Genomic DNA, 15,268 nt, shown 5'->3' on the forward strand with positions numbered 1-15,268 from the left:
CTCTTTCCTGTTATGAAGGGCGTTACTGGCTGATGACGCGGATACCATTTACGTCAAGAAAGACGCTGGCCTGGAGTTCATCGGCGGACCATTTCCAGAACTGGTAAATCGTGTTTTCGCCGGGAACAGGCAAAGGAAGTGAGACGCGCCATTTTTTGCCGTCAAGCGCCTGGTATTCCGCCATCACGCCGATATAGCGCGCTTCCGGTGAGCTTTGACCGCTCAGGGTTTTCGAAAGCTGGCCCGGCATCAGGAAGAACACATCGCTGTTCAGCAGATTCGCGCCAAGCGTGGCTGACGCGTTGTTCTGTAAGGAGTAGAAGTCACTGGACATGAAATCCGCATCGGATTTCAGCAGCAACACTCTGACCTTAAGCGGCGCAGAATCATTGATTTGAGGATGAGCCTGAAACTGAAGATTGTAGCGGGAGGGGTCGCTGTGTGAAGACGACGTACAACCACCGATCAGCGCGAAAATCAACGCAAAAAAAGGGAACCACATCCGATAAAAATTTTTATTATTCATAAAAATATGCTCGTGAAACCCGTTTAGTTCAGGATCCAGGTACCGTTCGCGCTGTCTTTGCAGGCTTTGCTGTTGCCATCGACATCAACACAGGTAGTTTTCTTGCGCGCTTTCGGGCGCAGTGCCTGTTTACGCACGGTGGCTTCGTACTGGTCAGCCTTGATCACGGCACGCATCGGCACATAACCAATCAGCTGTTCACTCCCTTCATCGGCCAACGCCATCCAGAAATGTTCAACCTGCCCCAGCACGACGTAAGTTTTGCCGGTCTCCAGCGTACGGATCACTTTTCCGCCGTAGTCTGGACGGCTCATCAGGGATGCCGGGTACATGGCACGGTACGGTTCATTCACCTGGGTGAACTCCACCGGAGGGGTAACAGCGTGACGGTGCGTCAGCGTGACGCCATTCACCTGGCTGGTGACAATCGTATCATCGGTGATCGCTGGTTTCTGCGGCGCCTTACAGCCCGCCACCGCCATAACAAACAGAAGTGATAACAATACGCGCAGTTTCATATGCTTTTCCGTAGCGATATTTAGAGGATGAAGAGAGGGGATAAAATTTGACTTAGGTGCTATTGTTAAAATAGTCGGGATATTTTCAGCCGGTAACTATTTTAAGGCATAGCTACCGCACGAGCCCGACAGAAATGGGCCCAGCATGCTCCTGACATATTTTGACAAACGGTAGACAAGTTTACATGAGCTTGTCATCAATTCAATATTTCCCGCCCGCTTAATGGCGTTTAATGATACGCCGAATGCATTATAGGATTAATCCCATAAAAAATGCGCACTTAGCTAAAATCGTCTTTTTTCTGGAAAGATATTAATCATAACTCTATGAAAATTAATGGCTAAACAGACAAAAGAGAACCACTATCATTAACGCAACCCCTTATTACTGCCACTACCATAATTAGTAGAATTTCATTTTTTCTGTGCGCTGTGGGATATATCCAGGATATTTTCATTGTTGCATTCAGAAGATAACTTTTATTGTGCACGAGCGTCCCGCATTAAGACATGGCGGTGAAAAAAATGGCAGGGATTTAATTTCGCGATCCGAAATAACCTACTCGAAATAACCCTCCGGGGTTATTTTTTGAGCCTTAATAATTAAGCCCGGCTACATCTTTTTGTTCTCTTATTGTTCAAAACGCTTCATTGCAGCCCGTAAACTGGGGATTTCAGCGGCGGTGACAGTAAACCTCACGTAAAAAGCTTTACCGTTACTACATATTTCTTTTACTTCTTTCCAACATCTGCCGTTCCACTCTTTCTCCCGGCACGCCTCATTTGTCTCCTCCAGGATGTTCGCCTGCCGCTTGACTTATTTTGTGATAAAGGTACTTTTCAGGACATGAAGAAGATCCTGATTATCGTACCTGACGGTGGCATGTTGTTTGAGGCCGCCGGTATCGCCGACATTCTGATGCAGGCCAACCGGCTGCACCCGGACGGCCTGGCGCAGCCCCGCTACCGCATCATTATCGCCACTACCCAGCCTCACCTGGTGATCCACGGCCAGTCCGGCTTAAACCTGCTGGCGGACTATCGCCTGCCGGAGCTGGATCCGCGCGAGCCGCTGGACACGATCATCATTACCGGTCGCGGCATGAATGAGCAGGAGAGCACCGCCGTGGTGGACTGGCTGCACCTGGCCGCGCCCCATGCGCGCCGCGTCGCCTCTGTCTGCGGCGGGGCCCTGCTGCTGGCACAGGCCGGGCTGCTCGATGGGCGACGGGCAACGACCCACTGGCGGCTTCTGGACACCCTGAAAACCCGCTATCCTGCGGTCAGCGTTGAGGGCGGCCCGCTCTATGTTCAGGATGGCCCCGTCTGGACGTCCGGCGGCGTCAGCTCCGGGTTTGATCTGACGCTGGCGCTGGTGGAGGACGATTACGGCTTTACCCTCGCCCGCAACGTGGCGCAGGATATGGTGATGTACCTGCGTCGGCCTGGCGGCCAGCTACAGTTCAGTCGCTATAATCTGGAGCAGTCCGGTGCGAGCGGACCGGTCCGCGAACTGCAAAGATGGATCCTGCAAAACCTCACCGCAGATTTGTGCGTCGAAAGGCTGGCCGAACGGGTCGCCATGAGCCCGCGCAATTTCACCCGCGTGTTCACGCGTGACGTGGGCGTGCCTCCGGCCCGTTATGTCACCGAAGCGCGCCTGGCCGCCGCCCGACAGCTTCTGGAGCAGACCCAGGATCCGCTTGAGGTCATTGCTGAAAAAAGCGGGTTTGGTACCAGCATCAACCTGCGCCGCGTTTTTGAAAAGCAGCTTCATCTCACGCCGGGCGAATATCGCCAGCGCTTCCACTGTCGCAGAATGGCGTAATCTGATCCTTTTTTGTCATTTACGCCATCTGACCTGACACCTACAGTAACTCCAGACAACACAGATAAGGAGTGCATCATGGTTAAGGTCGGTATTAACGGTTTCGGCCGTATCGGACGTAATGTCCTGCGCGCGGCGCTGGGCAACCCGGATCTCCAGGTTGTGGCCATTAACGATCTGACGGACAGTAAAACGCTTGCCCATCTGCTGAAATATGACTCTCTGCTCGGCACGCTGCCGGTACCCGTTGAAGCGGCGGACGGCGCGCTACAGGTTGACGGGCAGCGCATCACCGTCTTTAGCGAACGTGATCCGGCAAACATTCCCTGGAAAGACGCCGGTGTCGAGGTGGTGATCGAAGCCACCGGCTTCTTCACGGAACGTGAAAAAGCTGCCGTGCATATCACCCGCGGCGGCGCAAAACGCGTCATTATTTCCGCCCCGGCTAAAAACGACGATCTGACGGTGGTTATGGGCGTGAACCACACGCTGTACGATCCGGCCCAGCATTTTGTGGTCAGCAACGGGAGTTGCACCACTAATGGGCTGGCGCCGGCGGCGCAGGTGCTGCATCAGCAGTTCGGCATTGAGCGCGGGCTGATGAATACCACGCATGCCTACACCAACAGCCAGGCGCTGCATGACCAGCCGGAAAAAGATCTGCGCGGCGCACGCGCGGCAGCATTATCGATTGTGCCTTACTCCAGCGGCGCGGCAAAAGCACTTGGGAAAGTGATCCCCGAGCTGGACGGAAAACTTACCGGGTATTCTCTGCGCGTGCCGGTTCCGGTGGTGTCAATTGTCGATCTGACGGTAACGCTCGGCCGCAACGTGACCGCCGAAGAGGTGAATGACGCGTTCCGTCAGGCTGCGGCCAGCGGGCCACTGAAAGGCATCCTGGGCTACAGTGATGAACCGCTGGTCTCCAGTGATTATCAGGGCGACCCGCGCTCATCCATCATCGACGGGCTGTCAACGCTGGTGATTGGCGGGAATATGGTGAAGATCCTGTCGTGGTATGACAACGAATGGGGCTTCTCGAACCGTCTGGTGGATCTGGCGATGCTAATGGGTAAGAAAGGGTTGTAGCCAACCACAATGCCGGGTAGCACTTGTGCTTACCCGGCCTGCAAAATGGCCCCTCTGTATGCGAGCAGGGGGGCATTATGACGCTGCTCAGAAATAATATTTAAACCGCACGCGGCCGCCATAACGATCGTCGCTCTTATCGCTTCCCTCTTTTGGCGATGCGTTCACCCACGAGGCGTAGGCACCCAGGTAAATATTAAAGTTCTTCATCTTCATTACGTTGGGAATGAGGTATGACGCATGGACAGTCTGAATATCATACTCACCCGGATCGGTGATCCAGCAGTCATTCTCACACTCTGCGTCAAAGGTGGAGGTGTTAAACTCTTCGATTTCGTTATGCGCATAAATATAGCCCAGTTCAAAGTTACGCCATAGAGCATTGACCCCGGAGGTGAAGTCCGTTTCATCTGCGGCATCAAGATACGCGGTGTTGAGATTCACGACTACGCCATCCTCCGGATCGGCTTTCAGACCATCCCAGGTCATGGTGAATCCGTAACCGGTGCGGTCAGACTGATCGACCCAACGACCCGCGTCATCCCGATAGCCGTAAGCATTGTTGACCAGATTGGTTTCCATGGCGATGGCCGTTGAGAACGGGCCGTCCTGCCACGAAATAACCGGCCGGACATAGGCGACGTTCTTATCATTTTCCAGTTCCGCACCATGGTAGCGCTGGTCGACATACAGATCGCTGCCGTCTTTAAACAGTGTATTCAGCTCGAAATACCAGTTATCCAGCGTCTTGCTCATCAGGAAGTTTCCGCCGCTGTCGGCACGTCCACGCCCCTCTTTCAGCATATAAATGTAACCGTAGCCGTCGCTATAAAGGTCGTCCGCGGTATTACCCGAGTATTCAACAAAGGTATCCTGGTTGAGCGGGAACATATCGTAGGCTTCAAAACGTCCAACTTTAATTTCCCAGTCGTTTTCTGTGCCAAAGAAGAATACCGCATCATCGAGGTACATTTGCCCGGCTAAATCTCCCAGCGGCTGCACAGAAAATCCGGCAAAATGCCCGTTATCCATTTTTCGGTAACCATCAAACCCCAGCAAAATACGCCCATTAATATCCCACCGTTCTTTATCGCCCGGTGCCCAGTCGCTATTAGCACTCTGCTTAACAGAGGTCAGGCTGCCGGTTTTGCTGGCAGCATCCATATTAAATTCCACATCGCCATAAAATTTTATGTCGCCAAAGCCCGAAAGCGTCAGCTTCGGTGGTGCGTCTTTACTGATGGGCTCCTCAGACTGTACGACCACGGTTCCGGCCTGCTGACTGGACGCTTGCTGTTCTTTTAGCGCCTCGATTTGTGCCTCCAGTTGCGCCAGTTTTTCATCTACGTTCGTCGCGTTTTGTGAAGCAAAAAGAGAGCCAGAACAGAGCGCCCCCACGAGGAAAACCATTTTTTTTAATTGCATAGAATCCATCCTGAAATAAAAGTGAATACCCAAGGTGATGGGTCATCCTATTTCGTCTAAATGCTTTTTAACCGGCTATTATGTTTTTTGTTATGTCGGTTATGATTTTTACTTTGTGTGATCTTCACGAAAACTTATTCGCGGAATGAAATAAAGAAACACAATCTCGCTCACAGAATTAAAAAAGGGTGCAACCCCTTAACCCGACCGATATTCATAGCTTGCCATGATAGAATATTTAATAATAATTATTCCTTAAAAAACATTTCTTGGACAAATACTTTGCGGCCCGCCTCTCACGTCCGGGCACGGCGATAAATTGTCTGGAAATGCGCAAAATGGGATATCCAACACGCGAAGCGGGCAATATTCGTCTAAGGTTTTCAGGTGATTGACGACAGCGGTGACGCTGCCCAGCGACGAATGGAGATGAACCGATGATAAAAACGCGAATGCTACGCCCCGGCCTGTTACACCTTGCGTTGGCAGGCGCCCTACTCGGTGTTACCGCATTGGGTTACGCTGAAGACCAGCCAACGAGCCAGCAAAGCTCACCTGATATTCTCCTTGGCCCCCTCTTTAATGAAGTCCAGAGTGCCAAACTGTTCCCGGATCAGAAAACCTTCGCGGATGCCGTCCCTAAAAGCGACCCGCTAACGATCCTGGCGGATTACCGGATGCAGCATACCCAGTCCGGTTTTGACCTGCGCCATTTCGTGGAGATGAACTTTATCCTGCCGAAGGAAGGTGAGAAATATGTTCCACCGGAGGGTCAGAGTCTGCGCGAACACATAGACGATCTGTGGCCAGTTCTGACGCGCACCACCGACAAAGAGAACAAATGGGACTCCCTTCTGCCCCTGCCAAAACCCTATGTCGTGCCGGGAGGACGCTTTCGCGAAGTCTACTACTGGGACAGCTATTTCACCATGCTGGGGCTGGCAGAGAGCGGCCACTGGGATAAGATCGACGACATGGTGCACAACTTCGCTTACGAGCTTGATACCTGGGGCCATATTCCTAACGGCAACCGCAGCTATTACCTGAGCCGCTCTCAGCCGCCGTTTTTCTCGCTAATGGTAGAACTGCTGGCCACGCATGACAGCGATGCCTTAAAGAAATACCGTCCGCAGATGGAGAAAGAATATGCCTACTGGATGGAGGGGGCGGACAGGCTTCAGCCTGGTCAGGCGAATAAACGTGTGGTGAAGCTGGATGACGGCGCCCTCCTCAACCGCTACTGGGATGACAGGGACACGCCACGCCCTGAGTCCTGGCTGGATGATGTTACCACCGCCAAAAATACCCCTGACCGTCCGGCTACGGAGATATACCGCGATCTGCGCTCTGCTGCCGCCTCAGGCTGGGATTTCAGCTCCCGATGGATGGACAATCCACAGAAGCTGGGCACCATCCGCACCACCAGCATTGTGCCGGTGGATCTGAATGCGCTGATGTTTAAGATGGAAAAACTGCTGGCCCGCGCCAGCCAGGAAGATGGCGATACCGCCAGCGCAAGCAAATACGACGCGCTGGCCTCTGCACGTCAGAAAGCGATTGAAGGCCATCTGTGGAACGATAAAGAGGGCTGGTATGCGGATTACGATCTGAAAAACAAGAAGGTGCGTAATCAGCTGACAGCAGCGGCCCTCTTCCCGCTGTATGTGAAGGCCGCGTCACAGGATCGCGCCGACAAAGTGGCCGCAGCCGCTTCGTCACGCCTGCTTAAACCGGGCGGTATTTCTACCACCACCATCAACAGCGGACAGCAGTGGGATGCACCAAACGGCTGGGCGCCGTTGCAGTGGGTTGCGGTGGAAGGTTTACAGAACTACGGTCAACAGAAAGTGGCGATGGACGTGACCTGGCGTTTCCTGAAAAACGTTCAGCATACCTACGATCGCGAGAAGAAACTGGTTGAGAAATACGACGTCTCTTCGACCGGTACCGGCGGTGGTGGCGGTGAGTATCCGTTGCAGGACGGTTTTGGCTGGAGTAACGGCGTGACGCTCAGGATGCTGGACATGGTCTGCCCGAAAGAGAAGCCATGCGACAGCGTACCGGAGAATCAGCCTGCGGCAAACGATGATGTTGCACCAGCGAAACAGGCGGCGCAGTAGCGCCCCTCACCCTGACCCTCTCCCCGGTGGGGCGAGGGGATGGTTCCGTGCAATAGAGTGGCCCGGTAGCGAAGCGCCACCGGGCTTTTTTCAGAAGCTGTAGCTCGCCCCGACCTGGACCGTGCGGTCGCGGCCTATCCAGCAGTTGGTCGCGTCATAGCAGGTGAGCGTCTCTTTGTTCGTGACGTTCTGCGCGCTCGCTTTCAGCGTCAGCCCCTCCAGCGATGGCGCCAGTTCGCCCATGCGGTAGGATGCCGACAGATCGTACTGCGTCGTACCGCCCAGCTTGCCTGCGTCGTTGGCTGGCGAGATTTCCATCGGTCCGGTGTAGCGTGCGCCAGCTCCCAGCGTTAACCCTCTCAGCGGCGTGTTGTCAAAGGTGTAATCCCCCCACAGATTAAAGGCGTTCTCAGGGACCTGCGTCGGTCGTTTGCCCTGGTACTTGTCATCTTCGGTGTTGATGGCGTGGGTGTAGGCGTAGTTAGCAATCAGCGTCAGGTTATCCGTTGGACGACTGACGGCAGAAAGCTCTGCACCTTTCGATTCCACTTCCCCGGTCTGGCGATAGTTCAGGAAGCCCGGATCGCTGGTCACCACATTTTTCTGATGAATGTTAAACACCGAGGCGGTGAAGGTGGTTGCGTATTCCGCCAGCAGGTATTTCACCCCACCCTCCACCTGCCTGCTGGTGGTGGGCTTTACGTCTTTCGCGATCAGCGTGCCCTGCGGCGATACCGGGGCGAACCCTTCCGAATAGCTGATAAACGGCGAGAGACCATTGTCGAAGGCATAAAGCGCGCCCAGTCGTTTGGTGAGGCGATCCTGCGATACCCAGGCTTTGTCACCGTTTTGCAGATAGTTAGTGGTGACGGAACGGTAGTCGTCATAGCGCAGGCTGGCCAGCACGTTCAGCCCGCCAAACGCAATCTGATCCTGGAGGTAATAGCCATTCTGCTGATAGCTGAGACGGTTTTTCTGCGCGGTTTCAAGCCCCAGCGCATCGTTATCGATCTGCGAGCGATCCGGATTACGCATATCGATACCCGGTGTGGACGAGGCGTAACGATAATGAAAGTGAGAGTTAAGCTTCTGGTAGTCAAAGCCCGCCAGCAGATGATGTTTCCAGTCCCCCAGCGCGACGGTTCGGGTGACCTGGTTATCAATGTTGAAGCTCTGCAAATCTTCATCCGTGGTATAGGCGAAGCGGTTAAGCTGGTAGACCTCGCTGCCCGTCCCGGTGGAATAGGCGCTGCGCTGGTGGGTGTCTACGTCAAAGTAGCGCGCTTTCTGGTTAAAGCCCCAGCCACTGTCAAACTCGTGTTCAAAGCTGTAGCCCAACATCCACTGGCGCTGCTTAAAGCCGCTCCACTCATCTCCGGCATAGTCACGACGGTCGGCGTATTTAGACCGTAGATAGCTTAGCGGCATCGGATCGGACGGCGTCAGGCTCGGCGTATTTTGCGCCAGCGCGTCAATGGTCAAGCGCGTTTTGTCATCCGGCTGCCAGGTCACGGAGGGGGCCACCAGATAGTTTTCATAGCGCGTGGTGTGCGCCTGTTCGTCACTCTCTGTCGCTTTGCCCAGCAGGCGATAGTTCCAGTCGCTGTTCGCGATCTGCCCCGTGGAATCCAGGTAGCCCTCTTTCAGATTGCGGTTTCCGGTATTAAAGCCCAGCGCCGTTTTCGCCTCTTTCTGCGGCTTTTTACTCTGGATATTGACCAGCCCGCCCGGTGAGCCGCCGCCATACAGCACGGATGACGGCCCCTTCAGGATATCGACGCTCTCAATCAGCAGCGGATCGATTCGCGCTTTGGTGTTCCCGGTGACGTTATAGGGAAGTTGCAGGCCGTTGTAGAACTCCTGCTCGACGTTGAACCCGCGGATTTTGTACTCGCTCATGTAAGAGGTGCTCCCGCGTACCTCCGTGGAAACGCCCGGCGCATAGCGCAGGATCTCGTTTACCGAACTGGCGTGCCGCTGCTCAATCTCTTTAGCGGCGAGGGTGTTGATCACCTGCGGCGTTTTACTTTCCGCGACGGCTGATTTCGTGGCGCTGTTGGTCCAGGCGGGGAGTGCGCTACCCTGCTCTGTACCGGTCACCACGATGGTGGATTCTTCTGCGAAAGCCTGTGTCTGCCATCCCAGCGTGACGGCGCCTGCCAATGCGCATAACGCAAAACGTGAAGTACTCATAGTGTCGTCTTGTTATAAGATGATATTGGGAACGGCAATTATTATCATTTCCATTAGCAAATCAATATCCGCAGAGAAAATCAGTTCGTTTGTATTAAGTTTCGTGCCCGCCTGCCGATAACGCAGAGACAGTCTGTCATCTATCGAGGAGCCATCTGGCGTGAGTAGCTACAGTGAGCAGTTCCTGAAACAAAATCCGCTGGCTGTATTAGGGGTGTTACGCGACCTGAAAAAAGGTGAGGTGCCGCTGCGCATCAACTGGTCAACCAATCAATTTATCAGTAAGATCCTGGACGTAACGGCAGAACACCTGATCGTGGATTTGGGTAGCCAGAACGATGAAAACCGTGCCGCGCTCCGGGCAGAAAATCTCTCGGTGATGGCCGAAACGCAAGGAGCAAAAGTCGAGTTTGTGCTGCCTCGCCTGACCACGATCGAGTACCAGGGTTTACCTGCATTCATCGCCCCCTTACCTGCTAACCTCTGGTTCGTGCAGCGCCGGGAATACTTCCGCATCAGCGCCCCGCTTCACCCGGCCTATTTCTGTAAGGCAAAAATGCCGGACAAAAAAGAGATCCGCTTTCGTCTCTTCGACCTGTCGCTGGGCGGTATGGGCGCGCTGATGGATACGCCGAAGCCGGAAGGCCTGGTGGAAGGTATGCGTTTTAGTCAGATAGAGCTGGATATGGGCGGATGGGGACGCTTCTGGTTTGATGCCCAGCTGATTGCCATCAGCGAGCGCAAGGTGGTGGACAGCAAAAACGAAACAATTACCACGCCACGGCTGAGCTTTCGCTTCCTGAACGTCGGGCCAGGCGCCGAGCGTGAGCTACAGCGCATCATCTTTTCACTGGAGCGTGACGCGCGGGAACGCGCGAATAAAGTGCGCTGAAAGGCGTCGGGCAGCGTGTTGCCGCCCGACAAAAGCGTTACATAGCGTCCATCGCTTTCTGTACTTTCCAGATATAACGTGGAGCCTGTGCTGACGGATGATTCTTTACAACGTGCTCAAAGAATTCATCTTTATCCATATCGTTAATCTCTTCTATCGCCTCTTTGCGATCGGATGAGAACGTTCGGAGCAGCGCGCCGGCCCCGTTAACGTACGACACCACCAGCGCATATTGCATCACTTCCGGATCGTCAATCCCCTTCAGAATGCCATGCTCCAGAATGCTCAGATAAGCGGTTCCCATAGAGATATTACGTTCCGGGTTTTTCAGCTCGCTGGTGGAAGGCTGTCCCTTCCAGCCCATGTAGCGATAGACCTCTCTCCCCGCCGTCGAGGCTTTTAACTGCATCAGCCCCACCGCATTCGATTTACTCACCAGCGTCGGGTTGCCGCCAGATTCCACGGCGATGATCGCCGTGATCAGGCGCGGGCTCACGCCCCAGGCCTTCCCGGCTTGTTCGCTGATCGGCATCCACTGCATGGCCCGCTTCACCGGCACTTCAGGGTTCCAGGGGGGATTTTGATAATCATGTTTTGAACTACAGCCAGCGAGCAGCACAATCAAAAAAGCAAACCATCTCAATTTCACGTCATCTATCCTTATAGCCGGTCATCGCGGTACGTCGCCCCTTGAAGCAGGCGGCGTATAAGCGGCATGATATAGGCAATTAGATTCTCATTCAGCAAGGAATTGCCATGCCTCAGTTTCATCTCATCGCACCGTCGGGCTACTGCCTCAACCAGGAGGCGGCACAGCGGGGCGTTCAGCGCCTGCTGGAAATGGGCCATCAGGTAGAAAATCAGACAATTATCCCCCGCCGCACGCAGCGTTTTGCCGGTACGGAGGCGCAGAGACTGAGCGATATCAACAGCCTGGCGACGCTGGAAGGTGAAAACACCATTGTGCTGGCCGTGCGCGGCGGCTATGGCGCGAGCAGGCTGCTGGAGAGCATCGATTGGGCCGGGCTGGCCGCACGCCAGCAGCAGGATCCGCTGTTAATCTGCGGACACAGCGATTTCACGGCGATCCAGCTCGGCCTGCTGGCGTTGCATAACGTCATTACCTTTAGCGGCCCGATGCTGGCCGGTAACTTTGGTGCGCCCGAGCTGGATGCTTTTACGCAGGACCATTTCTGGCGCGCCCTGCGAAACCCGACGTTCACCATAGAGTGGCAAGGCAACGGACCGCACTGGGAATGTGAAGGACAGCTGTGGGGCGGAAACCTCGCAATGCTGGTGTCGTTGATTGGTACGCCGTGGCTGCCGCAGATAAAGGACGGCATACTGGTGCTGGAAGATATCAACGAACACCCGTTCCGCGTGGAACGCATGCTATTACAGCTGTATCATGCCGGGATCCTGGATCGGCAGTCGGCTATTGTGCTGGGCAGTTTTAGCGGTTCAGCTCCTAACGATTACGATGCGGGCTACACGCTGGAAACCATGGTCGATTTCATTCGTTCCCGGCTGGATATCCCGGTGATCGCCGGTCTCGATTTCGGTCATGAACAGCAAACCGTCACGCTGCCGCTGGGTGCCCGGGCGCAACTTGTACACGATAAGTCAGGCAGCCGTTTAATAATTAGCGGTCATCCGGTCTTAAAGGCATAAAAAAGCCGTTATTCCCCCTCAATAAAACGCAGTGAGCGTTGTTAATATGTTAGGGTTTTAATAACAGCGTTTACATTGAGGTGGGAGTAAGACGACATTGGGTGCCACAGCGATAATCAGTCTTTTCATTTTGGGTTCCATCCTGGTAACCTTCAGCATTTTATTAAGTTCATTTTCATCGCGTCTTGGCATACCTATTCTTGTCATTTTCCTGGCTATCGGCATGCTTGCCGGGATCGACGGTATCGGCGGTATCCCCTTCGATAACTACCCTTTCGCCTATATGGTAAGTAACCTCGCGCTGGCGGTGATTTTGCTGGACGGTGGTATGCGCACCCAGGCAAGTTCGTTTCGGGTTGCCTTAGGCCCGGCGCTGTCTCTGGCGACCGTCGGCGTGCTGATCACCTCCGGCCTGACCGGTATGATGGCAGCCTGGCTGTTTAACCTCGATATTATGGAAGGCCTGCTGATTGGCGCAATTGTCGGCTCTACCGATGCGGCGGCGGTTTTCTCGCTGCTCGGCGGTAAGGGGCTGAACGAACGCGTTGGCTCAACGCTTGAGATTGAATCCGGCAGTAACGATCCGATGGCGGTGTTTCTGACCATTACCCTGATTGAGATGATCCAGCAGCATGAAACCGGCCTGAGCCTGATGTTTGTCTGGCACATTCTCCAGCAGTTTGGCCTCGGGATTATCATTGGTCTGGGCGGCGGTTACCTGTTACAGCATACGATCAACCGAATTACACTGCCCTCCGGCCTTTACCCGCTGCTGGCCCTGAGCGGCGGCATTCTTATCTTCGCCGTCACCACCGCGCTGGACGGAAGCGGCATTCTGGCGGTTTACCTTTGTGGTTTCCTGCTGGGCAACCGGCCGATCCGTAACCGTTACGCGATTCTGCAAAACTTTGACGGGCTGGCCTGGCTGGCGCAAATCGCTATGTTCCTGGTGCTGGGCCTGCTGGTGACGCCGTCAGATCTGCTGCCCATCGCCGTGCCTGCGCTGCTGTTATCGGCGTGGATGATCTTCTTCGCCCGTCCGCTGTCGGTATTTGCCGGTTTGCTGCCGTTTCGCGGGTTTAACCTGCGCGAGCGGGTATTTATCAGCTGGGTGGGGCTGCGCGGCGCGGTGCCGATTATTCTGGCAGTGTTCCCGATGATGGCCGGGCTGGACAACGCCCGCCTGTTCTTTAACGTTGCCTTCTTCGTGGTGCTGGTGTCGCTGCTGTTCCAGGGAACGTCGCTGGGCTGGGCGGCGAAAAAAGCCAAAGTGGTAGTACCGCCCGTTGGCTGGCCCGTCTCACGCGTGGGGCTGGACATTCACCCAGAGAATCCATGGGAGCAGTTTGTTTATCAGCTGAGCGCCGATAAGTGGTGCGTGGGCGCTTCCCTTCGCGATCTGCATATGCCCGCTGAAACGCGCATTGCCGCCCTGTTCCGGGATAACGCCCTGCTGCACCCGACCGGCAGCACGCGGCTGCGTGAGAATGATATCCTCTGCGTGATTGGCCGCGAACGCGACCTGCCTGCCCTCGGCAAACTGTTCAGCCAGTCGCCGCCGGTAGCGCTCGATCAGCGTTTCTTCGGCGATTTTATCCTTGAAGCCAGCGCCCGCTTTGCCGATGTGGCGCTGATTTATGGGCTGGAAGGAGGGCTGGAGAATCGCGATAATCAGCAAACACTGGGTGAGATTATTCAGAGATTATTAGGCGCTGCGCCGGTGGTTGGTGACCAGGTGGAGTTTGCCGGGATGATCTGGACGGTCGCGGAGAAAGAAGATAACGCGGTGCGCAAAGTCGGCGTAAGGCCGATGGAAGAGGACGCGGAATAGTTGCTTTTTTGCCGGGTGGCGGCTTCGCCTTACCCGGCCTACACAACCTTCGAGACTATAGGTCGGGTAAGCGTTAGCATCACCCGACACAAAACGTGTTACACCGTCACAACAGGCACTCTTGGCGCCAGCGCGCACATCAGTTCATACCCCACGGTACCCGCTGCGGCCGCCACGTCATCAATTTTCACCTCGTTGCCCCACAGCTCAACCGGTGAGCCGATCCCCGCCTGGGGACACGGCGTTAAATCAATGGCCAACATGTCCATTGAAACAGTGCCTACCGTCCCCGTGCGCACGCCATCAACCCACACCGGCGTGCCGCTCGGGGCGATACGCGGATAACCGTCTGCATACCCCCCGGCCACAATACCGATACGCTGCTCGCCCGCTGCCCGATAGCGGCTGCCATAGCCCACCGTATCGCCCGCTTTCAGCGTCTGTACGCCAATGATCTCACTGCGCAGGGTCATCACCGGCTTCAGACCGCTGTTAGCAATATCCTGCCACTGCCCGGAGGGTGACGCGCCGTACAGAACGATCCCCGGACGCACCCAGTCGTAGTGCGCCTCAGGATGCCAGAGCGTGGCCGCGGAGTTCGACAGTGAGCGCGAACACTCCAGTCCTTCTGCCGCCTGCTCAATGCGAACCATGGCATCGGCAATGCCGTCCGGCTTTTCCGCATCGGCGAAGTGTGCCATCAGCGTCATCTCGCCAACATTTTTCAGCGCACGAAGCTGCTGCCAGACCGTATGCACGCGCTCAGGCTGGAAGCCCAGACGGTTCATACCGCTGTTCACTTTGAGATAGATATCCAGCGGGGCATGCAGCTTCGCGTCCTGAATGGCCTTGATCTGCCAGTTACTGTGCACGCTGGTCGTCAGACGATACTTATCCAGCAGAGGCAAATCTTGCGCATGGAAGAATCCTTCCAGCAGCAGGATGGGGCCCTTCCAGCCGCGCTCGCGCAGCAGGATGGCCTCTTCCAGATTGAGTAAGGCAAAACCATCGGTGGCGCCGAGCGCACTCCAGATACGGTCGATACCATGACCGTAGGCGTTAGCTTTCACCACCGACCAGACACGAGAACCCGGCGCAGCACGGCGAACAATTTGCAGGTTATCCTTCAGCGCCTGCAAATCCAGCTGGGCCAGAATAGGACGGGACATGACAAC

12 protein-coding genes and 1 pseudogene are annotated in these 15,268 nt (G+C 55.2%); 6 read left to right on the forward strand and 7 right to left on the reverse strand.

What is annotated here, in order from left to right; all coding sequences use genetic code 11:
* Positions 1–22: 22 nt before the first annotated feature.
* Positions 23–526, reverse strand: a complete 504-nt coding sequence (gene tssJ, locus G6Q29_RS02345; RefSeq protein ID WP_165464375.1) for a type VI secretion system lipoprotein TssJ — start codon at positions 524–526, stop codon at positions 23–25.
* A gap of 23 nt (positions 527–549) precedes the next feature.
* Positions 550–1,044, reverse strand: coding sequence for an SH3 domain-containing protein (locus G6Q29_RS02350; protein WP_165464376.1), 495 nt, complete (start codon positions 1,042–1,044; stop codon positions 550–552).
* A gap of 847 nt (positions 1,045–1,891) precedes the next feature.
* Between G6Q29_RS02350 and G6Q29_RS02355 the strand changes: the two genes are divergently transcribed.
* Both G6Q29_RS02355 and gap read left to right on the forward strand, forming a co-directional pair.
* Positions 1,892–2,872, forward strand: coding sequence for a GlxA family transcriptional regulator (locus tag G6Q29_RS02355; RefSeq protein ID WP_165464377.1), 981 nt, complete (start codon positions 1,892–1,894; stop codon positions 2,870–2,872).
* A 78-nt stretch (positions 2,873–2,950) separates the two neighbouring features.
* A complete protein-coding gene (gap, locus tag G6Q29_RS02360; protein WP_165464378.1) occupies positions 2,951–3,961 on the forward strand; it encodes a type I glyceraldehyde-3-phosphate dehydrogenase in 1,011 nt (336 codons plus the stop codon).
* A gap of 87 nt (positions 3,962–4,048) precedes the next feature.
* Here gap and G6Q29_RS02365 read toward each other — a convergent pair whose 3' ends face one another.
* Complete coding sequence (locus G6Q29_RS02365; RefSeq protein ID WP_165464379.1) at positions 4,049–5,386, reverse strand: carbohydrate porin; 1,338 nt, start codon at positions 5,384–5,386, stop codon at positions 4,049–4,051.
* A gap of 437 nt (positions 5,387–5,823) precedes the next feature.
* On the opposite strand from G6Q29_RS02365, the gene G6Q29_RS02370 reads away from it, so the two are divergent.
* Complete coding sequence (locus G6Q29_RS02370; RefSeq protein ID WP_165464380.1) at positions 5,824–7,506, forward strand: alpha,alpha-trehalase; 1,683 nt, start codon at positions 5,824–5,826, stop codon at positions 7,504–7,506.
* A gap of 90 nt (positions 7,507–7,596) precedes the next feature.
* On the opposite strand, the gene G6Q29_RS02375 is transcribed toward G6Q29_RS02370, so the two are convergent.
* Entirely contained in the window at positions 7,597–9,699 is a 2,103-nt protein-coding gene (locus G6Q29_RS02375; protein ID WP_165464381.1) for a TonB-dependent siderophore receptor, read from the reverse strand.
* A gap of 160 nt (positions 9,700–9,859) precedes the next feature.
* Here G6Q29_RS02375 and ycgR point away from each other — a divergent pair, with 160 nt between their 5' ends.
* Positions 9,860–10,591, forward strand: a complete 732-nt coding sequence (ycgR, locus tag G6Q29_RS02380; protein ID WP_165464382.1) for a flagellar brake protein YcgR — start codon at positions 9,860–9,862, stop codon at positions 10,589–10,591.
* Between the two features lie 37 nt (positions 10,592–10,628).
* Here the strand turns inward: ycgR and emtA are convergent, their stop codons facing one another.
* Entirely contained in the window at positions 10,629–11,240 is a 612-nt protein-coding gene (emtA, locus tag G6Q29_RS02385; protein WP_017384310.1) for a membrane-bound lytic murein transglycosylase EmtA, read from the reverse strand.
* A 107-nt stretch (positions 11,241–11,347) separates the two neighbouring features.
* On the opposite strand from emtA, the gene ldcA reads away from it, so the two are divergent.
* On the forward strand, positions 11,348–12,262 hold the full coding sequence (gene ldcA / locus G6Q29_RS02390) for a muramoyltetrapeptide carboxypeptidase (protein WP_165464383.1): 915 nt from the start codon (positions 11,348–11,350) through the stop codon (positions 12,260–12,262).
* 97 nt (positions 12,263–12,359) lie between these two features.
* Complete coding sequence (locus G6Q29_RS02395; protein ID WP_165464384.1) at positions 12,360–14,093, forward strand: potassium/proton antiporter; 1,734 nt, start codon at positions 12,360–12,362, stop codon at positions 14,091–14,093.
* Here the strand turns inward: G6Q29_RS02395 and G6Q29_RS21850 are convergent.
* Positions 14,031–14,231: pseudogene (locus G6Q29_RS21850) on the reverse strand (hypothetical protein); the annotation flags it as partial. The gene G6Q29_RS02395 and the pseudogene G6Q29_RS21850 overlap by 63 nt on opposite strands.
* A complete protein-coding gene (gene dadX, locus G6Q29_RS02400; protein ID WP_165464385.1) occupies positions 14,192–15,262 on the reverse strand; it encodes a catabolic alanine racemase DadX in 1,071 nt (356 codons plus the stop codon). The pseudogene G6Q29_RS21850 and the gene dadX, both read right to left, overlap by 40 nt.
* Between the last annotated feature and the right edge of the window lie 6 nt (positions 15,263–15,268).

The organism is Enterobacter cloacae, assembly GCF_011078175.1.
GTDB classification, from domain to species: Bacteria; Pseudomonadota; Gammaproteobacteria; order Enterobacterales; family Enterobacteriaceae; genus Enterobacter; species Enterobacter cloacae_Q.